We start from the raw sequence: 24,381 nt of genomic DNA on the forward strand, positions 1-24,381 counted from the left end.
TGGGGGCGACGGCGGCTCCAGCGATCAGGCAGCGCGGGCCCGCAATGCGTGAGCGCCTCGCGGGCGGTGGGGCACTTTATGCGCTACGCTCCGCCGCCCCAGATTTCAGCCAGCCGGGCGCGCTTTTCGGCGAAACGGCCCTCGGCGATCGCCGCGCGGAGGTCCGCCATCAGGCGCTGGTAGAAGGCGATGTTGTTCCACGAGATCAGCGTGGCGGCCAGCGGCTCGCCCACCTTCACGAGGTGGTGCAGGTAGCCGCGCGAGAAGTCGCGCGAGGCGTGGCAGTCGAGGTTCGCGTCCAGCGGCGTGTCGTCGGTGGCGAAACGGGCGTTCTTGAGGTTCACCTTGCCTGTGGTGGTGTAGGCGAGGCCGTGGCGGCCCGCCCGCGTCGGCATCACGCAGTCGAACATGTCGATGCCCCGCGCCACCGCGCCGATGAGATCGCCCGGCGTACCGACGCCCATCAAGTAGCGTGCGTGCGTCGCCGGCAGATGCGGCGCGGTCACATCGATGGTGGCGAACATCTCATCCTGCGGCTCGCCCACGGCGAGCCCGCCGATCGCGTAGCCGTCGAAGCCGATGCCGACCAGCCCCTCCGCCGAACGCTGCCGCTCCGAGGGATCGGTGCCGCCCTGGACGATGCCGAACTGCAGGCGGCCCGACTGCGCCTCGAGGAATGTGCGCCGCGCGAGGGCGCCCCAGTCCAGGCTGATCGTCACCGAACGCGCGATCTCCTCCGGCGTCGCCGGAAGACGCACGCACTCGTCGAGCTGCATCTGGATGTCAGCGCCGAGCTTGAGCTGGATCTCCACCGCCGACTCCGGCGTCAGCCGATGCATCGAGCCGTCCACGTGGCTCTTGAAGGTCACCCCGTCGTCGTCGATCTTCCTCAGCGCCGACAGGGACATGACCTGGAAGCCGCCCGAGTCGGTCAGGATCGTGTGCGGCCAGCGCATGAACTCGTGCAGGCCGCCGAAGGATGCGACCCGGTCCGCTCCCGGACGCAGCATCAGGTGATAGGTGTTGCCCAGCACCACCTGCGCGCCGGTGGACTCCACGTCGCGCATCAGCATCGTCTTCACCGTCGCCTGCGTGCCCACGGGCATGAAGGCCGGCGTCTCCACGAGACCGTGCGGCGTCACCAGGCGGCCGCGGCGCGCCCCGCCATCGGTGGTCAGAAGTTGGAAGCTCATGGGCGGGGGTCCGGGAAGAGCAGCGAGGCGTCGCCGTAGGAGTAGAAGCGGTACCCTTCGGCGAGGGCATGGGCGTAGATGGCGTGCATGCGCGGCAGGCCGACCAGCGCCGCCACCAGCATCATCAAGGTCGAGCGCGGCAGGTGGAAGTTGGTCATCAGCCCGTCCACCGCGTTGAAGCGGAAGCCGGGGCGGATGAAGATGCGCGTCTCCCCCTCGAACGGGGCGAGCGTGCCGGACTGGGCTGCGCTCTCGAGGATCCGCAAGGCCGTGGTGCCGACCGCGATCACGCGCCCGCCCGCGGCCTTCGTGGCGGCGATCTCCGCCACCGTGGCCGCCGTCACCGTGCCGGTCTCGGCGTGCATCTCGTGCTCGTCCAGCCGCTCCACCTTAACCGGCAGGAATGTGCCGGCACCCACGTGGAGGGTGACGCGCGACAGGGATATCCCGCTGGCGGCGAGTTCGGCGAGCAGGCGTTCGGTGAAGTGGAGCCCTGCGGTGGGCGCGGCGACGGAGCCCGCGGGGTCGGCATAGACGGTCTGGTAGTCGTCCATGTCCTGCGCATCGGGAGCGCGTTTGGCGGCGATGTAAGGGGGCAGCGGCATCGAGCCGACCGCGAACGGATCGTCCTCGAACTGCACGCGCACCTCCGGACCGTCGCGCGAGACGACCTCGGCGGCGGCGTGGCGACCGCCTTCGGTGAAGGTCAGCCTGTCGCCGGGGGCGATGCGCTTGGCCGGCTTGGCGAAGGCGCGCCAGGTGCCGGGCGGGTCCTCGGCCAGAAGCGTCAGCTCCACCTTCGACGAGGCGTCGCCGCGCACGCGGGTGCCGACCAGGCGCGCCGGGACGACGCGGCTGTCGTTGACGACGAGGCGGTCGCCGGGGCGAAGGAGGCTCGGAAGGTCGCGCACATGGCGGTCCTCGAACCCGTCGCTGGGGCGCGAGACGAGGAGCCGTGCCGCATCGCGCGGGACGGCCGGGCGGAGCGCAATGGCCCCGTCCGGCAGCGTGAAGTCGTAATCGTCGAGGGACTCGCCCTCGCCCAGGGTGGCGGTCAAGGCCGTCGTCAGCCGATCAATTGTCGGCGGCGATGCGCGCGCGGACGATCTTGTCCGGGTTCGCGACCTTGCCGTTGTTGGCCTGGGTGCCGGCGTTCAGCGCGTCGACATGCTCCATGCCGTCGATCACCTGACCGAACACGGTGTACTGACCGTCGAGGAAGGTGGCATCGTCGAACACGATGAAGAACTGCGAGTTGGCGCTGTTCGGGTTCTGCGCCCGCGCCATGGAGACCGCACCACGCATGTGCTTGGTCTTGTTGAACTCGGCCTTCAGGTCCGGATAGTCGGACGAGCCCATGCCGGTGCCGGTCGGATCGCCGGTCTGCGCCATGAAGCCGGGGATAACGCGGTGGAAGACCACGCCGTCATAAAAGCCCTCGCGGGTCAGCTTCTTAATGCGCTCGACGTGGCCGGGCGCGATCTCGGGCAGAAGCTCGATGGTGACGGGGCCGTCCTCGAGCTCGAGGATCAGGGTGTTCTCGGGGTCGGCCGCGCCGGCGTGGGCGGTGGAGACCAGCGCCATCGCGACGGCGGCGAGCAGGCGAGAAATCATCGTGTCGTCCTTTCGGGTCGGTCGGGGCGGATGGACCGCCCCTTCTTTGGTGAACCCTTAGCCCATCCCGCGGTGCGAGTTCACTAGGGCCATTGCGCTCACGGCGTGTTCACCGGAAAAGTTGAGCCGCACCGGCAAAGCCGAGCTTGGCCGCCCCGTCAAGCCGCCCCTGCCGCGCCGGGCCTCAGCCCTGTGCCAGCCGGGCCGCCAGAGCGTCCGCCACATGGGCGGGAACGAACGGGCGAACGTCGCCGCCGAGCTGGGCGATCTGACGCACCAAGGTGGCGGTGATGAAGCGCGTCGACGGCGAGGCGGGAAGGAAGACGGTGGAAAGCCCCGGCACCATCGTCTCGTTCATGCCGGCCATCTGCATCTCGTAGTCGAGATCGCTGCCGTCGCGCAGACCGCGGATGAGAAGCGTCGCGCCATGGTCGACCGCCGCCACGGTGACGAGGTTCTGAAACGAGACCACGGCGAAGCGGTCGGCGGCGATGCCCGCCGCAGCCACCGCCTCACGCAGCATGGTTTCGCGCGCCTCGAACGAGAAGAGCGGCTTTTTGCCGGGATGAACGCCGATGCCGGCGACCACCCTGTCGGCAACCGCGAAAGCGCGCACCAGCACATCCATATGTCCGTTGGTCACGGGATCGAACGACCCCGGATAAAAGGCGGTGCGCATGACGGTGATTCCAGATGGCAAAAGGGTGTGGCGGGCCGCAGGTCTTAACAAGATTGATAGACCTTCAGCAATCCCTGCAACACTTATGGTAAACGACTGTTATCATTTTATTATTGGGTCGTTCGGAACCAGTTCAGACCGGATGCGTTTTTTCAACATCAGACGGATGCGAGGCGCCATGGCGGCGCCCGACCGGATCCGGGGCAGCACCCAGAAGGTGCCGCCCGCCATCCCCGCCGCGAAACGCGCGGGATGTGATGAGCGACACAGGTGAAGAACGCGATCGTCGTTAATTCATCTCGTGTCGCCCGGATGAACTTGAGGAGATTGAAATGAACGCCGACCGCCGCATTCTGACCCCGATCGCCGGTACCGTTCTCGCTGGATTCATGATTGCTGCCGCCACGCTGGGCGGGAGCATGGCCGAAGGAACGGCCGCCCCTAAGAGTGACCGCTTCGCCGTGGTCGGGGACAGCCTCTGCGCCGGTCAGGCGTGGCCCAATCTGTCTTCGGAATGCCTGGCGTGGTCCGAGGGACAGGCCGTCGCTTCGCCGGTGCGTTTCGTGACCATCGCGTCGAGCGATAAATCCGCCCGCGTGACCAAGCTGGAGCGCACGCCGGTTGAGGAAATCGCGCTGCACTAAACTCCAATAAATAGTCAACAGAATTGTTCGATTTACGCACAATTCTGTGAGGCACTGTTGCGGATCAGCCTCAGTCTCATAAATTGAGGCTATGTCCGCGAGAGGTAATCCTATGTACGGTGCCATCATCAAAAGCTCGATCATCGCGTCTGCCTTTGGCGTCGTGGCGCTCGCCCTCGCATTGACGGCTTCCAACTTCACGCGCGTGTCGACCACCACCCCGGCCTTGAAGGGCGATCTCCTCGTGGCGTTGGCCTATGAGAGCTGCCCCGAGGCCGATTGCGCCGCATTTCACGAGAAGCTGGGTGGCTATTCAACCGTGGTCGACCGCGACCTGGAGGCCGGGACGATCACTCTGACCCGGCTGCGCCCTACCGACTGAGGCCGCGCCACACCGCGCAGCCGCGCCGGCCCGGACGCGCTGCAGCACGAGCTGCGCCGGTCGGTGTCGAGGCTGAGCTTTCGGCGTAGCAACGGACCAAATGAAAGAGCCGCCAGCGAGATCCCGCTGGCGGCTCTTTCAACATCGGTGCTGATTTTCTCCTCACTCCTCAGAGAGAGGCGCGCGGCTTACTCTTCGGAGCCGTCGTTCGGTTCGTCACCGTCCGGCGCATCGGTGGAGCCGTCGGGCGACGCGTCCACCGCCTCGGTGCCTTCCTCGCCGTCATCCGTCACGCGGTCGACGGAGACGACACGCTCGTCCGCGGCCGTGTTGAAGACGATAACACCTTGCGTGTTGCGTCCGGCGACACGCACCCCGTCCACCGGCACGCGGATGAGTTGGCCCGCATTCGTGACCAGCATGATCTGGTCCGTCTCCTCCACCGGGAACCCGGCGACCAGCGGACCGTTGCGGCCGTTCACCACCATCGCCGCAATGCCCTTGCCGCCGCGCGAGGTCACGCGGAACTCGAAGGACGACGAGCGCTTGCCGTAGCCGTTTTCGGAGATGGTGAGGATCTGCTCCTCGGCGGCGCTCATCTCGGCATAGCGCTCCAGCGTCAGCTCGCCGCCGTTGCCGCCCTCGTCCTCCTCGCCCACGGGCTCGGCCTCACCGGCCACCGCGCGGCGCATCTTCAGGAAGACCGAGCGCTCGTCCGGGTTGGTCGGGAAGTGGCGCAGGATGGACATGGAGATGATCTTGTCCCCCTCTGCCAGCGAGATGCCGCGAACGCCCGACGAGTTGCGCCCGAGGAAGACGCGCAGCGAGGACACCGGGAAGCGGATCGCCTGGCCGAGCGCGGTGGTGAGGAACACGTCGTGGTCGGGCGTGGCGATGGCGACGCCGACGATGCCGTCCCCGTCGTCCAGCTTCATGGCGATCTTGCCGGCGCGGTTCACGTTGGTGAAATCGCTCAGCTTGTTACGGCGCACGTTGCCCTGCGTGGTGGCGAACATGACGTCGTAGTCGCTCCACGTCGCCTCGTCCTCCACAAGCGGGAGGATCGACGTGATGTATTCGCCCTCTTGCAACGGCAGGATGTTGGCGAGGAATTTGCCGCGCGACTGCGGCGCCGCCTGCGGCAGGCGCCACACCTTCTCCTTGTAGACCATGCCGCGCGAGGAGAAGAACAGCACCGGCGTGTGGGTGTTGGCCACGAACAGCCGCGCCACGAAGTCGTTGTCCTTGAAGGACATGCCCGAGCGGCCTTTGCCGCCGCGCCGCTGCGCCCGATAGGTGTCGAGCGGGACGCGCTTGATGTAGCCGGCGTGGGACACGGTCACGACCATGTCCTCGCGGTTGATGAAGTCCTCGTCTTCGAGGTCCGGCCCGCCGTCCAGGATCTCGGTCTTGCGCGGGGTGGCGAACTCGTCGCGCACGGCGGTCATCTCGTCCTTGATGATCCCCTGCACACGGGCGCGCGAGCCGAGGATGTCGAGATAATCGGCGATCTCGTCGGCGAGCTTCTTCAGCTCGTCGCCGATCTCGTCCCGGCCGAGGGCGGTGAGGCGCTGCAGGCGCAGGTCCAGAATGGCGCGGGCCTGCTCTTCGGACAGGCGGATCGTGCCGTCTTCGGAGATCGCGTGGCGCGGGTCGGCGATGAGGGCGATCAGCGGCGCCATGTCGACCGCCGGCCAATCGCGGTCCATCAGGAGCTGGCGCGCCGTCGCCGGGTCCGGCGAGGTGCGGATGAGGCGGATCACCTCGTCGATATTGGCGACCGCCACCGCGAGGCCGACGAGGACGTGGGCGCGATCGCGCGCCTTCGCCAGCAGGAACTTGGTGCGCCGGGCGATCACCTGCTCGCGGAAGCCGATGAACGCGGACAGGATGTCCTTGAGGTTCAACTGCTCGGGCCGGCCGCCGTTGAGCGCCACCATGTTGGCCCCGAACGAGGTCTGCAGCGGCGAATAGCGGTAGAGCTGGTTCAGCACCACGTCCGCATTGGCATCGCGCTTCAGCTCGATGACGACGCGCATGCCGTCGCGGTCGCTCTCGTCGCGCAGGTCCGAGATGCCTTCGACGCGCTTGTCGCGCACCAGTTCGGCGATCTTCTCGACCATGGTGGCTTTGTTCACCTGGTACGGAATCTCGTCGACGATCAGCGCCTCGCGGTTGGAGCCGATCGGCTCCACGCGCACCTTGCCGCGCATGAGGACGGAGCCGCGCCCCATTTCATAGGCGGAGCGGATGCCGGAGCGGCCGAGGATCTGTCCCCCGGTCGGAAAATCGGGACCGGGGATGTAGGCCATCAGGTCGGTGATCGACAGCGACGGGTCGTCGATCAGCGCGATGGTGCCGTCGATGATCTCGCCCAGATTGTGCGGCGGGATGTTGGTGGCCATGCCCACCGCGATGCCGCCCGCGCCGTTGACGAGGAGGTTCGGGAAGCGCGCCGGAAGGGCGACGGGCTCGCGCTCGGAGCCGTCATAGTTGTCCTGGAAGTCGACCGTGTCCTTGTCGATGTCCTGGATCAGCGCCGTGGTGGACACCTTCTGCAGGCGCACCTCGGTATAACGCATGGCGGCCGGGGCATCGCCGTCGACGGAGCCGAAGTTGCCCTGCCCGTCCACCAGCGGCACGCGCATAGAGAAGGGCTGCGCCATGCGCACGAGGGCGTCGTAGATCGCCGAGTCGCCGTGCGGGTGGTATTTACCCATGACGTCACCGACGATGCGGGACGACTTCTTATAGGGGCGGTTCCACTCGTAGTTCCCCTCGTGCATGCCGAAGAGGATACGGCGGTGCACGGGCTTGAGGCCGTCGCGCACGTCCGGCAAGGCGCGGGACACGATGACGGACATGGCATAGCCGAGGAAGGATTTCTCCATCTCGGCCGTGATCGAGATCCCGGAGATGCCGTCACCGCCCGCAGGCGGTTGGGCGCCGCCGGGGTCCATGGGGCCGCCACCGTTTTCGGTCTCGTCACTCACACGTCACACTCCTACGGGGAATGGGACTTAGCTAACGATTCCGAACGCCAATTGCCAGCGCTGGCGGCCCTTTTGAGTGACTTCGCCACAGCCGCGTGGACTTTTCCGACCTCGAACGCCCTGCGGCCCCTCAGAAGCCGCGGCCAGCGGCTTCATGGGTGCGGGGCTCCGCCGTGCCTCCGGGCGGCGCATCCGGCCCGCGACCGTGGCGTGGGCGCGGCGCCAAGCGACGTCGATGCGCCGTCTCTATATGCGCCGGCCGCCGGGCGCGATGAGGATGCCGGCGGGAAAGAAACCGCCCGGCGCGTCGCCGCCATAAAGGACGCGCAGCGCCGTGGAAAGGCGGCGCGGCAGAATGAAGCCGCTCGTGTCCGCGGGCACGAGGTTCGCGACCGCGGCGTCACCGAGCCCGGTCTCGGCGACGGCCCCGCCCTCGGCAAGGCCCCCGCGCGTGTCGACGATGCGCGTGACGGCGGCGGCGGCGTCCGACAGGCCGCGCTGGCGCATCAGCGTGCGCAACGCCCCGCCCTGGTAACCCTCGGCCGCCAGGATCTGCAACATGACCGTGCGCACGTTGGGGTCGGCGGCCCGCTGGACGATGGCGGCATAGACGCCGACCGCGACCTCTTCGACGAGAAGGAGCGTGGTGAACAGCGCGTCGGTGCCGGCGAAGGGGCTGCGCGCCAGGCGGCTCCCGGCCGGGGCGAGCAATGTGGCGCTGGCGGTGAGGTCCAGCGCCGGTCGGTCGACCGGGCGGCGCCCATAGCCCTCCATGAAGGCGCGCAGCACCATGATGTGCCGTGCCTCGAGGTCCGCGCCCTCGGCGACGAGCGCGGCCGCCTCGCCCGAGAGGTCCGGAACCGGGCCCTCTCCGGTGACGCTACCCGGATTGGCCCCGCGAAAGGCCGCACCGAGGTCGACGGCGCCGTTGATGGCGGAATTGAAGAGCTCGAATTGCAGATATTCCAGGCTCAGGACGACGTTGAGGAGAGCGAAATCGCCCAGCCCGTCGTCCGGCGAGGTTTGCGCGGCGGCGCTGCCCGCCAGCATATCGGCAACGAGCGGCGCGCCAGCCAGCGCGGCGAGCCGGCCCAGGACGCGGCGCCGGTTCGGCCCCTCCGGATCAGCCGTCCCGATGGCGGCAATGGGTGCGGTGCGGGAAGAGGCTTTTGAACACTCGCCCCCTTGGGTGCGCACGTTCGGATCAGGCGGGGTGGACGCAAACTCGGCGTTCATCGCGCTCCTTTGAGCCGCTCGGCCCGATGGATGACCGGCGCACCCTAGGCCCGCATCCGGGCAAAAGCGAGGGTGGACGGCCTCAGAATATGTTGAACGGCCGCGGCCGAACCTCTGTCGGGCGCCCGCGGCCGGACCGCGGTGGCACCGTTGGCCGCCCAGGCGCGCCTACCCGTGCACCGGCGGCGCGTATGGCGGTCGTGGCACCGCAATTGCATCGGGTGTGGCGTGCGGTGCGTCTAGGGTTCCGGCGTCGAACGACGTGTCTGGTCCGAGAGACGCAAGCCCTGCCGGTGGCGGGGTTACACGGCGGGCCAAAATCCCGGGAGGACGCCGCACGGACTACCGCGTGAGCGGGTCCGTCTCCCGGTCCTTCTCATGCCTCATGTGCGGCAAGCGCCCCAACCGGCGGCGCCCCGCTTCCTGCCGCCACCCCGGCCAGCCGCCGGGAATGCCGCCACCCGGCCAGCCGCCGGGCAGAGGAGGAGAAGGTGATGAAGACGACGACCGCCGCGGCCCTCGCCGCCGCCATCCTGGCCGGCGCTGCCGCCCACTCGCCCGCCAGCGCCGAGGAGAAGACCGACTTCTCCGTCTGCTGGTCCATCTATGTCGGCTGGATGCCGTGGGGCTACATGCAGGACTCCGGCATCCTCGCCAAGTGGGCCGACAAATACGGCATCACCATCGAAGCGGTGCAGATCAACGACTACGTGGAGTCGATCAACCAATATACCGCGGGAATGTACGACGGCTGCTCCATGACCAACATGGACGCCCTCTCGATCCCGGCCGGCGGCGGCGTCGACACCACCGCCCTCATCGTCGGCGACTATTCCAACGGCAACGACGGCATCGTGCTGAAGGGCGCCACCGACCTCGCCGACATCAAGGGGCAGTCGGTCAACCTCGTCGAACTCTCCGTCTCCCACTATCTCCTCGCCCGCGCGCTGGAGACGGTGGACCTGTCGGAGCGCGACATCACCGTCGTCAACACCTCCGACGCCGACCTCGTCGCCGCCTACACCACGCCGGACGTGACCGCCGTCGTCACCTGGAACCCGCTGCTGTCGGAAATCGTGTCGATGCCGGACTCCACGGAAGTCTTCAACTCGGCCGAGATCCCCGGCGAAATCATCGACATGATGGTGGTGAACACCGAGACGCTGGCCGACAATCCCGCCTTCGGCAAGGCCCTCACCGGCGCCTGGTACGAGACCATGGCGCTGATGGAGGCGGGCGACGAAGAGGCGCTGACGGCGATGGCCACCGCCTCCGGCACCGACATTGCCGGATACCGCGCGCAGCTCGAGTCCACGGCGATGTTCTATACGCCGCAGGAAGCGGTTGATTTCATCTCCGGCGAGGGGTTGCCCGAGATCATGAGCTTCGTCGCCACCTTCCTGTTCGACCACGGCATCCTGGGGACGGGTGCGCCGAGCGCCGAGTTCGTCGGCATCCAATATCCGGGCGGCACGGTCACCGGCGACGAGGCCAACGTCACCTTGCGCTTCGATGACAGCTATATGCAGATGGCGGCGGACGGCGAACTCTGACCGCGGAGGGGCCGCGCGCCGATGCGCCTCATCAACCAGAGACCGGGCCGCGTCGGCGCCATTCTCCTCGGCGCGATCCCGTTCGCGCTGGCGCTCGCGGCCTATGTCGTCGGCAGCGCGGTCCGGCGGGCGGAGAACCCGCAGGACAAGCTCCTCCCCTCGCTGGAGGCGATGGGCACCGCCTTCGCCCGCATGGCCTTCGAGGCCGACCGGCGCAGCGGGGACTATCTCCTGTGGGTCGACACGGCCGCCAGCCTGGAGCGGCTCGCCCACGGCATGCTGATCGCGGCCGGGCTCGCCATTGTGGTGGGCGCGCTCATCGGCATCCTGCCGGTGGGGCGCGCGCTGCTGTCGCCGTTCGTGTCCGCCTTCTCGCTCATCCCGCCGATCACGGTGCTGCCGATCCTCTTCATCGTGCTCGGGCTCGGCGAGGCGGCCAAGGTCGGGCTCATCGTGGTGGGCACGGCGCCGCTGATGATCCGCGCCGTCGCCCAGTCGGTGCTGGACCTGCCGCGCGAAGAAATCATCCGCGCCCAGACGCTGGGCGCGTCGACGATGCAGCTCACCGCGCGGGTGGTGTTGCCGCAGATGTGGCCGCACCTCGTCCGCGCGATCCGCATGGGGCTGGTGCCGGCGTGGATCTTCCTCGTCTCGGCCGAGGCGATCGCCGCGACGGAGGGGCTCGGCTACCGCATCTTCCTCGTGCGACGCTACCTCGCGATGGACGTCATTATCCCTTACGTCCTGTGGATCACCTTGATCGCCTACGTGCTGGACAGGGCGCTCGCACTCGCCTCGCGCCGCCTGTTCCCGTGGGCGCACCTGTCGGGCGACGCACTGTGACCGGCACTGCGGCCGGTGCCGCGCCCGCATTCGTGGAGGTGAAGCGGCTCGCCGTGACCTATGGCGACGCGCCGATCCTCGAGGGTGTCTCGGTCGGTGTCGCCGAAGGCGCGCTGGTGACGATCGTCGGCGCGTCCGGCTGCGGCAAGTCCACCTTCCTGCGCATCCTTTTGGGGCAGGAGCGGCCGACCGGGGGCACCGTCGCCATCGACGGCGCGCCGATCGCCCCGGAGCCGGACCCCAACCGTGGCATCGTCTTCCAGAAGTCCTCGGTGTTCCCGCACCTCACCGTGCGCGGCAACCTCATGCTGCCGTTCGAGATCGCAGGCGGCGGCCCCCTCGCCCGCCTGTTCGGCGCCCGCCGCCGCGCCGCGCGCCAGAAGGCGGACGCGATGATGGAGCGCATCGGCCTCGCCCACGCCGCCGATCGCTACCCGGCGCAGTTGTCGGGCGGCATGCAGCAGCGCCTCGCCCTCGGCCAGGCGCTGTTGCCGCGCCCGAAGATCCTGCTGCTCGACGAACCCTTCGGCGCGCTCGACCCCGGCACCCGGCGCGAGATGCAGGCGCTTCTGGTGGAGCTGTGGCGGGAAACGGGCATGACTGTCTTCATGGTCACCCACGACATCCAGGAGGCGTTCGACCTCGGAACGCGCATTCTGGTGTTCGACAAGATCCGCCACGACCCGCAGCACCCGCACGCTTACGGCGCGACGATCACCTACGACATTCCCCTGAAAGGCCCCGTCGCGGAGGCGCTGCGCCCCGCAACACCGGCAAACCTGAACGTGAAGGACGCATTCTGATGGCCCACCGCTCCTTTGACCCCTTCACCGGCGATCCCGCGCACGCCGCCCCCTTGTGCGCCTCCCCCATGCGCGCCGACCCCATGCGCGCCGCGCACCATGCCGGCCGCCGCCAACGCGCCCTCCCCGCCCGACGTCATCACCCGGACTTCAACGCCAAGGAAACCCGCGGTTGGAAGGCGCTGGAGAAGGAGGACGCGCTCCCCGGCTCCGCCTGGGCTGCCGAGCAGAAGTGGGCGCTGGAGATGGGGCTTCCCGGCGCACCGTCGCTGACCGACCGCACCATCCCCACCTTCGCGCGGGGCGAGCTGCCGCATTTCGCCGGCATCAACACCTTCCTGAAGGCGCCATATGTCGAGAACATCAAGGACGTCGCCAAGTACGACGCGGCGGTGCTGGGGGTGCCGTTCGATTCCGGCACCACCTACCGGCCCGGCACGCGCTTCGGCCCGCAGGGAATCCGCCGCATCTCCGCCCTCTACACCACCTACAACTACGAGCTCGGCGTGGACCTGCGCGAGCAGATGACGCTGTGCGACGCGGGCGACGTCTTCACCATCCCCGGCAACCTCGAAAAGTCGTTCGACCAGATCAGCCGCGGCGTGGGCCACGTCTTCGCGTCGGGCGCGCTGCCGATCATCCTCGGCGGTGACCATTCGATCGGCTTCCCGTGCGTGCGCGGCATTGCCGAGAACACGTCCAAGCGCATCGGCATCATCCACTTCGACCGGCACATCGACATCCAGGAAAAGGACCTCGACGAGAGGATGCACACGACGCCCTGGTACTGGGCGACGAACCTTCCCAACGTGCCGGCGGTGAACCTGGTGCAGCTCGGCATCGGCGGTTGGCAGGTGCCGCGCCCCGGCGCCGCCGAGGCCTTCCGGCGCCAGACCAACGTTCTGACCATCGAGGACATCGAGCACTACGGGCTGGAGAAGACGGCCGAGATCGCCCTGGAACTCGCCTGGAAGGACGCCGACGCGGTCTACATCTCCTTCGACGTCGACAGCCTGGACTGCGGCTTCGTTCCCGGCACGGGATGGCCGGAGCCGGGCGGCTTCCTGCCGCGCGAGGCGTTGAAGATCCTGGGCCTCGTCTGCGCGCCGGGCATCTGCGGCCTCGAGGTGGTCGAGGTGTCGCCGCCCTACGACACGTCGGACATCACGGCGCTGATGGGGGTGCGCGTGGCGGTGGAGGCGCTGGGGTCGATGTGCGCTCACGGAACACTCGGCAAGCACAAGGCGATCATCGACAAGCCGATCGACTACGCGGCCGGCTGAGCGGAAGACCCACCATGCACCGCGATGACGAGACGTCCTTCAACCCCTACGTGGCGCGCCCCTACGGCGCCCACAGGGCCCACCATCACCCGCACGGCCACGCCCATCCGCACGGCCACAACCAGGGCACGGCGCAGTGGCAGACGCCGCATGTGGAGGGCGGGCCGGATGCGCCGCAGCACCACCACCACGAACCCGACCTCGACCTCGTCGAGAAGGCGTTCGTGGAGGGCTTCCAGGCGGCGAGCGACCCGACGAGCTTCCTGCGCCTCGCCGGCATCCCTTTCAGCGGCCGCGCGGCGGACGGCACGTCCTTGAAGCTCCTGCGCGTCGCGGTCGACCTCGTCGCCGATGTGGCCTCGCTCACCCCGCACATCGGCGGTGAGAGCTTCCGCCACGATCCGCTACCCGCCGCGATGGTGTCGAAGCGCGAGACGCTGCGCTTCGTCTACTTCGACGGGATGGGGCCGGTGAGCTTATCCTTTGAAGATGCGCGCAATTTGATCGCCGAATAGGTGTTTTCTCTGGACCGGATGGAACCCGTGCCGCTAGACACGCCCTGTCAACGCGGCGCGGATTCGGCTCTGATCCACCGCGCCGCCCCTCCCGTGCGGCGAACCCCGATGGTCGAGGGGCATGCCGTTGAAGTACGGAGCCTCCAGAGTGGCACTTTATACCTTCGAAAGCCTGTTCGTCCTCTTCAAGGGTGACGACGGGATCGACGCCCAGCGCGCACGCACAGGCGACTACGTCGTCGTCGACGCGGACGACGACGGCTTCGGCTACCGCTATGTCGGCGGCGATTCCGATGTCGAGATGAACATCGGGAACGCCAACGCCATCCTGATCGAAGGCCAATCCTTCGCTCCGGACGAGCTCGAGGCGATTGTCGAACAGATCCACTGGGGCAACGGCAACGTCACCTACTTCATCGCGTTCAACAGCCCCACGGGGGCCTTCGACGGGGATTATCACATCATCCTCGGCGGCGACCCTCTGCCCCCCATCACCAACGCGGCGGACTTCAACGCCTTCAACGAGGCGATCACCAGCGTCGAGCGGATCTCCTCCGGGCCCTTCGCGCCCGGCGAGACGATCGGCTATGAAGAGGTGCAAAGCCTCACCTCCGTCACCGACGGTGAGCCGCCCGTGAGCGAGCCGGAGGTGAACCTCATCACCGGCAGCGAAGAGGCCGAGGAGATCCCCGGCACCGACGGCAACGACAGCATCTCGGCGCTCGGCGGCGACGACACCATCGACGCCGGAGCGGGCAACGATTCGGTCTATGGCGGCTCGGGATCGGACTCCATCTTCGGCGGCGACGGTGACGACGAGCTCGCCGGACGCCGCGCCAACGACACGCTGATCGGCGGTGACGGCGACGACCGCCTGTTCGGCGCGGAGGGCGACGACCTCGTCATCGGCAACGCCGGCAACGACACCTTGGGCGGTCAGCTCGGCAACGACGCGCTTGAGGGCGACGCGGGGCGCGACGTTCTGTTCGGCGGCGGCGGCGACGATACCGCCGACGGCGGCGCCGACAACGACCGGCTGATCGGCCGCCGCGGCGACGATGTTCTTCTGGGCGGCGACGGCGACGACGGCATCTTCGGCGGCGGCGGCGACGACCTCGTCGAGGGCGGAACCGGCGACGACACGCTCGTCGGCCAGGAGGGCGACGACGCCCTGTTCGGCGACAGCGGCGACGACGTTCTGGCCGGCGGCGCGGGGGACGACATCCTCGCCGGCGGCACCGGGGTGGACCAGCTCACCGGCGACGAGGGAGCCGACCTCTTCGTGCTGACGGAGGGGAGCGGCCACGCGATCATCGCCGACTTCGACGGCAGCAGCGACACGTTCGGCCTCTCGGACGGCCTCACCTTCGCCGACCTTACCCTGACCGGGAACGAGATCCTGGTGGACGGCGACCTGTTGGCGGTCCTCAACGGGACCACCGTCGCCGGACTGCAGGCGAGTGACTTCGAGGTGTTGGCGGGTTAATCTCGCCGGGACGCGCCGGTCGCCGGATCGGCGCGCCCTCCCTTAAGACCAGCCGAGACGACGTGAACGACCGCCCGACGCCCCCGGCCACGACCGCGGCACCTGCTGATACGCCCCCGCCGGACGATACCGCGGGAGTTGGCGCCGGAGTTGGCGCGGTGCAGGCGGAGCGGAGCGCAACGCCCCTTGCGGCGCCGGCGATACGAGGCGGCCGCGCGAAAGCAGGCGCCGAGCGGACGTTGACCAACGCCGAGGCGCGCCACGTCTTCCTGGCGCGTCACGGCCTTGCCGGACCGCCGACCGGCCCCGCGGAACGCGAGACGGTGGCCGGCACCATCGCGGCGCTGGGCTTCGTTCAGGTGGACTCCATCGCCACCGTGGCGCGCGCTCATCACCTCATCCTCTATGCCCGCCACCACCGCTACCGCCCGCCGGTGCTGTCGCGCCTCTTCGCCGAGCGCCGCCTGTTCGAGGGCTGGACCCACGATGCCAGCCTCATCCCCATGGAGTTCTGGCCCTATTGGCGCCGCAAGTTCCGCCACGCCGAGGAGGTGACGCACGCCCGCTGGCAGGCCCGCTTCGGCCACGAGCTGGACGAGATCTGCGACCGCGTCCTCGCCCACATCGCCGCCAACGGGCCGACCCTTGCGCGCGATTTCGAATCCGAGGGCGGGTCCGCCGGGTGGTGGAACTGGCAGCCCGCCAAGGTGGCGCTGGAATTCCTGTGGCGCTCCGGCCGCATCGCCGTTTGCCACCGCGACGGGTTCCAGAAGGTCTATGACCTCACCGAGAACATCGTCCCCGCCACGCTCCTCGCCGCGGCGCCGGACGATGCGGCCATCGTGGACTTCGCCTGCGAGGCCGCGCTCGGCCGGCTCGGGTTCGCCTCGCCCAAGGAGATCGCTGACTTTCTGGAGCTGATCACCGCCGCCGAGGCCGCCGACTGGTGCACACACCACCGCGAACGGCTCATCGGCCTTGCCGTCACCCAGGCGGACGGCAGCACCCGCCCCGCCTTCGCGCTGGCGGACGCGCCGCCGGTGGACACCCTCGCCCCCACCCAGCGCCTCAGGATCCTCGCCCCCTTCGACCCGCTGGTGCGCGACCGGACCCGCGCCGAACGCCTGTTCGGCTTCCACTACCGCATCGAGATTTACGTCCCGCAGCCCAAGCGCCGCTACGGCTACTACGTCTTCCCCATCCTGGAGGGCGACCGCTTCGTCGGGCGGATCGACATGGCGCGCTCCGGCGGCACGCTCGCCGTCGCCGCCCTGTGGCCCGAGGCGGGCGTGCGGTTCGGCGCCGCTCGCCGCCGCGCGCTGGACGCCGAGTTGACGCGCATGGCCCGCTTCGCCGGGGTGGACGGCGTCACCTATGCCGAGGGTTGGCTGCGCGCCTGAGCCTCCCCGCGAAAGGGGCTGGCCAAAATGTGGCACAGCACGCATTGTCTGCGGACGTGTCCGACCCCAGATCCCGCAAGCGGCAGCCCGACAGCGGGGCCACAAGGAGATCCCATGACCAAGCCCATCGACCTTTATTATTGGCCCACCCCGAACGGCTGGAAGGTGTCGATCTACCTCGAAGAGGTCGGCGCGCCCTACGAGGTGCACTATGTGAATATCGGCGCGGGCGACCAGTTCAAGCCGGACTTCCTGGCGATCGCGCCGAACAACCGCATGCCCGCCATCATCGACCATGACGGGCCGGGGGGGAAGGAAATCTCGGTCTTCGAGTCCGGGGCGATCCTGCAATATCTCGGCCGCAAGTTCGGCCAGTTCTACCCGTCCGACGAGCGCGCCCGCGTGGAAGTCGAAGAGTGGCTGATGTGGCAGATGGGCGGTTTCGGCCCCATGCTCGGCCAGAACCACCACTTCAACACCTATGCCCCGGAAGACATCGCCTACGCCAAGAAGCGGTACACGGACGAGACGCACCGCCTCTACGGCGTGCTGAACAAGCGCCTGGCGGGGCGCGAGTTCATCTGCGGTGACTATTCCATCGCCGACATGGCGTGCGTCGGCTGGGCCAACGGCTGGGAGCGCCAGAAGATGGACATCGAGGAGTTCCCCAACGTGAAGCGCTGGCTGGCGGCGGTGAAGGCGCGCCCCGCGGTGCAACGCGGCATGGCGCTCGGCCAGGAGCGCCGGTCCAACCTCGCCGAGGACAAGAAGGCGCAGTCGATCCTCTTCGGCCAGCGCGCGGGCTGACGCGCCCCCGTCCGGCGCTCCCAACGGGGCGCCGGCCTGCGTCCGGTTAGGCGGCCGGGCGCTTCTTCTGCAGCCCGGTGCGCTTGCAGGACGCGACCAGCTCGCCCTTCTGGTTGTAGGCGCGGTGGATGAAGGTCACGATCCCCGCGTTCGGGCGGCTCTTGCTCTCGCGCAGGTCGATCACCTCGGTCTCCACGCGAATGGTGTCGCCGTGGAAGAGCGGCTTCGGGAACCGCACCTCGTCCCAGCCGAGGTTGGCGATCGCGGTGCCGAGTGTCGTGTCGCCGACCGAGATGCCCACCATCAGCCCCAGCGTGAAGCAGGAGTTGACGATGCGCTGGCCGAACTCGGTTTCGGTGCGGCAATATTCCTCGTCGAGATGCAGGAGCGCCGGGTTGTGCGTCATCGCCGTGAAGAAGACGTTGTCCGCCTCGGTGATCGTGCGCGTCAACGGGTGGCGGAACGTCTGCCCCACCGTCATCTCGTCGAAGTAGACGCCAGCCATGTTCTGTCTCCTGTGCCGCGCCCGTCCTAACGGGGTGCGGGCGGCGGCGCCAGCGGTTCGCCTCAGCCGAGCGTGAGACGCGCGACCGCGTAGGGTTTCAGGGTCAGCGGCCAGGCGACCGGCGCCTCGGGGAGCGGCCGCGCGGCGCTGCACGCGGCCTCGAAGGTCGTCTCGTCGAGCACCGCGCCGGTGGCCGCCTCGGCGCCCGGCAGCGCCACCTCCACTGCCTCGCCGGTCAGGTTGACGAGGACGAGCGTGCGTCCCGCGTCCGTTTCCACCGCCAGCGCCTTCACCACGCCCGGCCGGTCGGACGATGCCTCGAGCACCGCCCCGCCCGACAGCGCGGTGGCCAAGGCGACAGCGTGCCAGTTCGGCATCACCGCCGCGGGCGCCTCGTCGAACCAGGGGCGCGGCGCGTCGTCCGGGGCGTTGACGATGCCGGACGGACCCGCCACCGCCGCCAAGGTCACCGCGTCCACCCCGCCCTTGGCCGCTTCGGCGACGTAGCCGGTGTACCAGGCGGCGCCGAGCAGCGCCCTGTCGCGCGGGTCCACCCGGTTCATCGCCTGGCGGATGTTGTCAGGGTTCTCCGCCGGCACCGCGCCATAGGGGTTGGCGCGCATGGAGACGGCGATCGGGTAGACCCAATAGGGCCCGTCCCCAGCGAAGGCGCGCACGCTGCGGAAGGTGGACGGCAGCGTCTCCAGCGTCTCCATCACCGAGATGTCGTCGCCCGCGTGCACCACGGGCGCGCCGGAGTGGCCGACGAAATCGAACAGCCCTTTCGGCGGGCGCTTGCGGTTCAGCTCGGTGAAGTAGGAGAACATGCCCCCGCCGATGGGCACGTTGGGAAAGGCCGCCCGCGCCGCACCGGCCAGCGCCTCCCACGGCGGCGCCGGCGGGAAGGCGGTTCCTGGCAGCGTGCATTTGAGATCCGAGCCGGGCGACACGGCGATCCGCTCGAACGGGGCGTCCCCCACTGCGGCGGCGAGCGCGGCCATGTCCCGCTCCAGCACGGCCGGGTCGTCCGTCGGCGCCCCGGCGGGGTCCTCGCACGGCACCACCGCCTCCAGCACAAGCGGCGCGCCGACCGCTTCGCCCAGCGCCACGTAGGCGGCGATGGTGGCGGCATCGTGCCCCGCCCGCGCATCGAAATGGCAGACGAGGAAGGCGGGGTTCGCGGCGCGGATGAGGTCCGCCCTCTCCAGCGCCGCCGCCGTCCACTCCGCCGGCACCGCGAGGCCGATGCGCGGCACACGGGTGCCCGTCGGGCCGCCTACGGTGACGGTGGCGGGACCGTCTCCGGCGGCCCCACCCGTCGACACCTCGCCCGTCAGGCTCATGGTGACGGACTGGCTGAAGGTCTCGCCGCCCGGCATCGTATAGGGCCAGGGCTTGGCCAGCGGGCGGATGTAGGTCTTGAAGGACGCGTCCAGCCAGTTGCGGTGGTCCTCCATTTCGTAGGCGTCGCCCTCCATGCGGCAGGTGAGCGTAACACCGGGCGCGATCTCGTGGCTGACGGCGCGGATGTCCTGGAACGGACACGCCGGGTCGATCTCGGCCGGAAAGCGGCTCGTCTCGATGCTGCCGTCCGTGTGCTCGATCGTCACCGGATGGTCCACCACGCCGGCTAGCGGGTGCAGCACCACGAAGCCCGTGCGGTTGGTGAGGAAGTCCGTCTCCGGCGCACCGTCGGCGGTGAAGACGAGGCTGCCGTCCGCCCGCCCCTCGATCCGCGCCGCGTAGGAGAGCGCCTGCCCGCTGTCGCCGACGCGCGCGGTGTAGGTGACGGTGAAGCCGTCCGCCCTCTCGTCCACCTGAAGGCCGGAGATCTCGGCGTTGTAGGTGCCCCAATTCTTGTCGCGCGCCAGGAAGGCGATGCCGCGGATCGCCTCCACGCCGCCGATGCGGATGTAGCGCAGATTGCCCCCGTCGAGGTCGGCTTCCAGCACGCCGGCCTTGAGGCGGCGCATGGGCGCGACCGTTTCCTCGGTGCCGAAACGGGCGATGGCGGGGCTGAGGCGGGTCCTGGTTTCGGTCGTCAGCGGGTCGGTCATCAGCGGGCTCCCAGGGCGCGGCCGTCGGCGGTGAAGAGCGTTGTGCGGGCCATGTCGACGCTGAGCGGCAGGCGCGCGCCGGGCCGCTCCACCGTGTGGGCCGGCAGTTCGGCGGTGACTTCCACGTCACCGATGCGGAATTGGGTGTAGGTGCGCGTTCCGGTCGGCTGCACGAGGTCGATGAGTGCGTCGAGCCGACCGGTGGTCGGCCCCGCCTCGCCGGTGGAGCGCGACAGGTGTTCGGGGCGGATGCCGAGCGTCATCGGCCCGCTGGCGCCAGTCGCGGCCGGGGGCGCCGGCAACGTCTGCCCATCGGCGAGGCGGATGGCGCCGCCCTCCAGCGTCACCGGCAGGAAGTTCATCTGCGGCGAGCCGAGGAAGCCGGCGACGAACTGCGTCTTCGGCTGCTCGAACAGCTCCAGCGGCGGGCCCTGCTGCTCGATCCGCCCGTCGCGCAGCAGCACGATGCGGTCGGCGAGCGTCATCGCCTCGATCTGGTCGTGGGTGACGTAGATGGTGGTCTTGCCGATCTCGTGGTGCAGGCGCTTGATCTCGGCGCGCATACCGTCACGCAACTGGGCGTCTAGGTTGGAGAGCGGCTCGTCGAACAGGAAGAGCCGCGCGTCGCGCACCACGGCGCGGCCGATGGCGACGCGCTGGCGCTGCCCGCCGGAGAGCTGGCGCGGCTGGCGGCCGAGAAGCGCCGTGATGCCCAGCATCTCCGCCGCCTCGCCGACGCGCCGCTTCACCTCCGCCTCGGGCGCCTTGCGGGCGCGCAGGCCGAAGGCGATGTTCTCGAACACCGAGAGGTAGGGATAGAGCGCGTAGTTCTGGAACACCATGGCGATGTTCCGGTCCCGCGGGCGCTGGTGGTTCACCACCTCCCCGTCGATGGCGATGGTCCCGCGCGTCACCTCCTCCAGCCCGGCGATGGTGCGCAACAACGTGGACTTGCCGCAGCCGGACGGGCCGACGAAGACGCAGAACTCCCCCTCCGGCACGGTCAGGTCGATGCCCTTCAGCGCCTCCATGGAGCCGTAGAATTTGTGGAGACCTTGGATGTCGAGACGCGACATGATCTATCCCTTGACGGCGCCGAGCGAGATGCCGCGCACGAGGTAGCGTTGCAGGAAGGCGACGACGATGAAGATCGGCACGGTGCCCAGCATCGACATCGCTGCGATCTTGGCCCAAAAGTTGGACTGCCCGCCGAAATAGTGCGTGACCTGCACCGGAAACGTGGTGACTTCGTTGCGCGTGAGGATGAGCGCGAAGATGAACTCGTTCCACGCGAAGACGAAGGTGAAGACGGCGGTGGCGAAGAGGCCGCCGCGCACCATCGGCAGCACCACCTTGACGAACACCTGCCAGCGGTTCAGCCCGTCCACCAGCGCGGCTTCCTCCAGCTCCAGCGGAACGTCCTGCACGTAACCCTTCATCATCCAGATGACGTAAGGCAGGTTGAACGCGGTATAGAGAAGGATGAGGCCCGTATAAGTGTCGACCAACCCCAGTGTGACGAAGAGCAAGAACACCGGGAAGACGATGACGATGGGCGGGATCATCCGATTGGAGATGATCCAGTCGGAGAAGAGATTGCCGCCGGTCCTGTAGCGCGCGATCGAATAGGCGCACATGGTGCCCAGCAGCATGGCGAAGACGGTCGACACTCCGGCGATGAAGAGCGAGTTGAACACCGTTTCCGCATCCCCGTCCTTGAACAGGACGAGGAAGTTGGCGAACTGGATGTTCTCCGGCACCCACACCGGCGGATAGGCGAAGATCTCCTCCGGCGTCTTGAAGGCGATGATCGCGAGCCAGTAGATCGGGAACAGGAAGAAGACGAGGACGGCCAGCGCCAGGACGAGGCGCAAGGACAGCCCAAGTCCGCGTTCGGGGTGGAGCCTCATCGGTCGATCTCGATCTTGCGCAACACGATCGTCACCGTGACGGCCAGGATGATGATGACCATAAAGGCCATCGCCGCCGTATAGGACGTCTCGAACTGCTGGAACCCTTGGACGTAGGCGTAGATGGAGATGGTCTCCGTCATGGTGCCCGGCCCGCCTTTGGTGAGCGCCCAGACGACATCGAACAGGCGGAAGAGGTCCAGCGCGCGGATCAGCACCGCGATCGCCACCACCGGCCAGATGGACGGGAGCACCACCAGGCGGAAGGTGCGCCACCAGGACGCCCCGTCGAGCTCCGCCGCCTCCATCTGCGACTGGTCGACATTCTGCAGCGCCGCCCACAGGAGCAGGAACATGAACGGCGTCCACTGCCACACCTCGGCGAGGATGATCGCCGGGTAGACGAGGTTCGGGTCCACCGACCACAGCAGCGTCTGTTCCGTGCCGGTGATCCAGCCGATGATCTGGTTGATCGGGCCGTAGCGATTGTCGAGCAGCAGCCGCCACGTCGCCCCCGCTACAATGGGCGAGACGAGGACCGGCAGCACCAGAAGCGTGACGAAGATCGGCCGCCCCGGCAGCCGGTCGAGGAAGAGGTAGGCCATGGCAAGGCCGAGCAGCAGCTCCAGCGGCAGCGCGACGGCGACGAAGATCAGCGTGTGGGCCAGCGCCTTCCAGAAGCGCGTGTCGTTGAGCAGCGTCTTGTAGTGGATGAAGCCGTTGTAGGAAAAGTCCTGGTCGAACATCGTGATGTTCTGGACGCTCTTCATCGCGGTGTAGATCACCGGGAAGAGGCCGATGAGGAGGATCACCGCCACGGCGGGAAGGATCATCCAATACTTGAACCCTGTGCCGCGCGGGCGGCGGCGCACGGGCCGCGCGCCCGCCTCCGCGGACAAGGGGAAGGGATCGGCCTGCGTCATCCCCGCCCCCGCCGCGTCATGCGGACCTCATGGGGGGCGCGGCGCGCCCCCCTCACCTCATCGGCCATCGGCACCATCACGCAGGATAGGCCGCCGGGTTGGACGCCCACGACGCATAAGCCGCCTTCTGCTTTTCGAGGCCGATGCGCTCGGTCAGCGAATCCCACTGCGCCGCCGCGTCGTCCAGGATCGCCTTCGGGTCCTCGCCCGACCACAGCCGCGTGACGGATTGGCGGATCACCTCCTCGTAACGGTCGGTCTGGATGATCGAGAGGTCGAGCAGGCCGTTCACCGCACCGTCCTGCAGCGCCTGGAGGTACTGCGGCGCCTCCGGCCAGCGGGACTTGTATTCCTCCGACGCGAAGTGGCTGTCGCGGAACGGGTCGCGCAGAGCATAGGGAAGCTGCACGCGCTGCAGGCTGATCTCGGCCGAATTCAGCCATTGGCAGAAGAGGTAGGCCGCCTCCTTATTGCGCGAGGAGGAGGACACGCCGAGCGCGAAGCCGAGCGCGAGCTGCGGATGGCCGCCCGGCGTCATCGCATAGCCGACCTTGCCGCCGATGGTGGATTTCGGCACCCAGGACAGCGCCTCGGTGTCGGTGCCGTAGCCCGCCGCCCAGCGCCCATAAGGCGGCCAGGAGACCGTCATCGCCGTGTCACCGGCGAGGAAGGCGGCGAGGTTTTCCACGAAGCCCCATGTCTGGACGCCCTTCGGCATCCATTTGTTTTCCGCCACCCAATCGGTGAACACCTTCACGCCGACGTCGCTGTTGATCGTCGCCTTCATGGTGTCGGGGTCGAAGAAGCGCCCTCCTTCGTTGCGGAAGCGCTCCTGGAACATCAGCGCGCCATAGGTCGATTCACGCATGAAGCCGGCGCCGTAGATCTTGCCGTCCGACCACTCGGTGATGAAGGCGCCGACATCGTCGAACTCCTTCCAGGTGGTCGGCGGGACGGGCAGATCATAGCCCATCTCGGCCTTGAATTCGGACTGCAATGCCGGGTCGTTCAGAACGTCGGTGCGGTAGTAGAGCACCAGAACGTCCCCGTCGTCGGGCAGGCCGTAGATGGTGCCGTCCACCTTCATCTGATTGTCGCGGTAGACCGGGGCGATGGTTTCGAGCTCCGGCCCGTAGCCGTATTTCTCCACGTAAGAGTCGAGCGGCTCCAGGGCGCCGGCGCGCACGAGGTCCGGCATCCACGCCGGGACGACGTTCAGCGCGTCGTAGGCGCCGGTGCCGGCGCGGTGCTCCTGCAGGATCTTCGTGAACATCTCCGAGGTCGGCACTTCGACGATGTTGACCTTGATCCCCGTCGCCTCCTCCCACATCGGGCCGGAGAAGTTGAGCGGGTCCAGCGCCTGCAGCCCCGCCTCCCAGACGACGGTGACCTCGGAGCCGCGGAAGGCCTGCGCGGCCTCCACGGCCTTTTGCGCGGCCTGCGCATTGGCAAGGCGCGGCCAGCCGACCGCGGACAGCCCCGCGAGCGCGCCCGAGCCGATGACGAATTGGCGTCGATCCATCCGTTCCTCCCTGGCCCGAAGGCCCCTGTTGTG

Annotated in this window: 22 protein-coding genes and 1 riboswitch; of the genes, 10 read left to right on the plus strand and 12 right to left on the minus strand. The window is 68.4% G+C overall.

Going from position 1 to position 24,381, the window contains the following annotated elements:
* Nucleotides 1-83: 83 nt before the first annotated feature.
* The 4 genes from tgt to coaD form a co-directional block, all read right to left on the minus strand.
* On the minus strand, nucleotides 84-1,193 hold the full coding sequence (gene tgt, locus BIX52_RS00755) for a tRNA guanosine(34) transglycosylase Tgt (RefSeq protein WP_075219123.1): 1,110 nt from the start codon (nucleotides 1,191-1,193) through the stop codon (nucleotides 84-86).
* Nucleotides 1,190-2,251 carry a tRNA preQ1(34) S-adenosylmethionine ribosyltransferase-isomerase QueA gene (gene queA, locus BIX52_RS00760; protein ID WP_245803079.1) on the minus strand — a complete coding sequence of 354 codons (1,062 nt, stop codon included), beginning with the start codon at nucleotides 2,249-2,251 and terminating at the stop codon, nucleotides 1,190-1,192. Before queA ends, tgt begins: the two co-directional genes overlap by 4 nt.
* 16 nt (nucleotides 2,252-2,267) lie before the next feature.
* A complete protein-coding gene (locus BIX52_RS00765; RefSeq protein ID WP_083547942.1) occupies nucleotides 2,268-2,807 on the minus strand; it encodes a peptidylprolyl isomerase in 540 nt (179 codons plus the stop codon).
* A gap of 184 nt (nucleotides 2,808-2,991) precedes the next feature.
* On the minus strand, nucleotides 2,992-3,486 hold the full coding sequence (gene coaD, locus BIX52_RS00770) for a pantetheine-phosphate adenylyltransferase (protein ID WP_075219124.1): 495 nt from the start codon (nucleotides 3,484-3,486) through the stop codon (nucleotides 2,992-2,994).
* 332 nt (nucleotides 3,487-3,818) lie between these two features.
* Here coaD and BIX52_RS00775 point away from each other — a divergent pair, with 332 nt between their 5' ends.
* Nucleotides 3,819-4,130, plus strand: a complete 312-nt coding sequence (locus BIX52_RS00775; RefSeq protein WP_075219125.1) for a hypothetical protein — start codon at nucleotides 3,819-3,821, stop codon at nucleotides 4,128-4,130.
* A 112-nt stretch (nucleotides 4,131-4,242) separates the two neighbouring features.
* Complete coding sequence (locus tag BIX52_RS00780) at nucleotides 4,243-4,512, plus strand: hypothetical protein (RefSeq protein ID WP_075219126.1); 270 nt, start codon at nucleotides 4,243-4,245, stop codon at nucleotides 4,510-4,512.
* 188 nt (nucleotides 4,513-4,700) lie between these two features.
* Here BIX52_RS00780 and gyrA read toward each other — a convergent pair whose 3' ends face one another.
* Together gyrA and BIX52_RS00790 are read right to left on the minus strand one after the other, a co-directional pair.
* Nucleotides 4,701-7,472 (minus strand): DNA gyrase subunit A, encoded by a 2,772-nt coding sequence (gene gyrA / locus BIX52_RS00785; protein ID WP_075219127.1) that lies wholly within the window; start codon nucleotides 7,470-7,472, stop codon nucleotides 4,701-4,703.
* A gap of 279 nt (nucleotides 7,473-7,751) precedes the next feature.
* Nucleotides 7,752-8,741 (minus strand): ferritin-like domain-containing protein, encoded by a 990-nt coding sequence (locus tag BIX52_RS00790; RefSeq protein ID WP_075219128.1) that lies wholly within the window; start codon nucleotides 8,739-8,741, stop codon nucleotides 7,752-7,754.
* Between the two features lie 228 nt (nucleotides 8,742-8,969).
* Nucleotides 8,970-9,072, plus strand: a riboswitch (guanidine-I (ykkC/yxkD leader).
* A 163-nt stretch (nucleotides 9,073-9,235) separates the two neighbouring features.
* Here BIX52_RS00790 and BIX52_RS00795 point away from each other — a divergent pair.
* The 8 genes from BIX52_RS00795 to BIX52_RS00830 all read left to right on the plus strand — a co-directional run bounded on the left by BIX52_RS00795 (nucleotide 9,236) and on the right by BIX52_RS00830 (nucleotide 17,431).
* Nucleotides 9,236-10,294 (plus strand): putative urea ABC transporter substrate-binding protein, encoded by a 1,059-nt coding sequence (locus BIX52_RS00795; protein WP_075219129.1) that lies wholly within the window; start codon nucleotides 9,236-9,238, stop codon nucleotides 10,292-10,294.
* Nucleotides 10,295-10,315: 21 nt separating this feature from the next.
* On the plus strand, nucleotides 10,316-11,137 hold the full coding sequence (locus tag BIX52_RS00800) for an ABC transporter permease (protein ID WP_075219130.1): 822 nt from the start codon (nucleotides 10,316-10,318) through the stop codon (nucleotides 11,135-11,137).
* Entirely contained in the window at nucleotides 11,134-11,940 is an 807-nt protein-coding gene (locus BIX52_RS00805) for an ATP-binding cassette domain-containing protein (RefSeq protein WP_075219131.1), read from the plus strand. Before BIX52_RS00800 ends, BIX52_RS00805 begins: the two co-directional genes overlap by 4 nt.
* Before the next feature lie 68 nt (nucleotides 11,941-12,008).
* The gene (locus BIX52_RS00810) at nucleotides 12,009-13,223 is read left to right on the plus strand and encodes an agmatinase family protein (protein WP_075220063.1); all 1,215 of its coding nucleotides are present in this window, start codon (nucleotides 12,009-12,011) and stop codon (nucleotides 13,221-13,223) included.
* Between the two features lie 14 nt (nucleotides 13,224-13,237).
* Entirely contained in the window at nucleotides 13,238-13,738 is a 501-nt protein-coding gene (locus BIX52_RS00815) for a hypothetical protein (RefSeq protein ID WP_075219132.1), read from the plus strand.
* A gap of 148 nt (nucleotides 13,739-13,886) precedes the next feature.
* Nucleotides 13,887-15,224, plus strand: a complete 1,338-nt coding sequence (locus tag BIX52_RS00820) for a calcium-binding protein (protein WP_075219133.1) — start codon at nucleotides 13,887-13,889, stop codon at nucleotides 15,222-15,224.
* 239 nt (nucleotides 15,225-15,463) lie between these two features.
* Nucleotides 15,464-16,624, plus strand: coding sequence for a winged helix-turn-helix domain-containing protein (locus BIX52_RS00825; RefSeq protein WP_075219134.1), 1,161 nt, complete (start codon nucleotides 15,464-15,466; stop codon nucleotides 16,622-16,624).
* A 114-nt stretch (nucleotides 16,625-16,738) separates the two neighbouring features.
* Nucleotides 16,739-17,431, plus strand: a complete 693-nt coding sequence (locus BIX52_RS00830; RefSeq protein WP_075219135.1) for a glutathione S-transferase N-terminal domain-containing protein — start codon at nucleotides 16,739-16,741, stop codon at nucleotides 17,429-17,431.
* Nucleotides 17,432-17,477: 46 nt separating this feature from the next.
* Here BIX52_RS00830 and BIX52_RS00835 read toward each other — a convergent pair whose 3' ends face one another.
* The 6 genes from BIX52_RS00835 to BIX52_RS00860 form a co-directional block, all read right to left on the minus strand.
* Nucleotides 17,478-17,936, minus strand: coding sequence for a MaoC family dehydratase (locus BIX52_RS00835; RefSeq protein WP_075219136.1), 459 nt, complete (start codon nucleotides 17,934-17,936; stop codon nucleotides 17,478-17,480).
* Between the two features lie 62 nt (nucleotides 17,937-17,998).
* Entirely contained in the window at nucleotides 17,999-19,993 is a 1,995-nt protein-coding gene (locus BIX52_RS00840; RefSeq protein WP_075219137.1) for a D-apionate lactonase family protein, read from the minus strand.
* Nucleotides 19,993-21,069, minus strand: a complete 1,077-nt coding sequence (locus BIX52_RS00845) for an ABC transporter ATP-binding protein (protein WP_075219138.1) — start codon at nucleotides 21,067-21,069, stop codon at nucleotides 19,993-19,995. The genes BIX52_RS00840 and BIX52_RS00845 overlap by 1 nt, the downstream gene beginning before the upstream one ends.
* A gap of 3 nt (nucleotides 21,070-21,072) precedes the next feature.
* The gene (locus tag BIX52_RS00850) at nucleotides 21,073-21,903 is read right to left on the minus strand and encodes a carbohydrate ABC transporter permease (protein WP_075219139.1); all 831 of its coding nucleotides are present in this window, start codon (nucleotides 21,901-21,903) and stop codon (nucleotides 21,073-21,075) included.
* On the minus strand, nucleotides 21,900-22,826 hold the full coding sequence (locus tag BIX52_RS00855) for a carbohydrate ABC transporter permease (RefSeq protein WP_075219140.1): 927 nt from the start codon (nucleotides 22,824-22,826) through the stop codon (nucleotides 21,900-21,902). Before BIX52_RS00855 ends, BIX52_RS00850 begins: the two co-directional genes overlap by 4 nt.
* A 76-nt stretch (nucleotides 22,827-22,902) precedes the next feature.
* Nucleotides 22,903-24,348, minus strand: a complete 1,446-nt coding sequence (locus BIX52_RS00860) for an ABC transporter substrate-binding protein (protein WP_075219141.1) — start codon at nucleotides 24,346-24,348, stop codon at nucleotides 22,903-22,905.
* Nucleotides 24,349-24,381 lie beyond the last annotated feature (33 nt).

It is taken from the genome of Acuticoccus yangtzensis, from assembly GCF_001927245.1.
Taxonomy (GTDB): domain Bacteria; phylum Pseudomonadota; class Alphaproteobacteria; order Rhizobiales; family Amorphaceae; genus Acuticoccus; species Acuticoccus yangtzensis.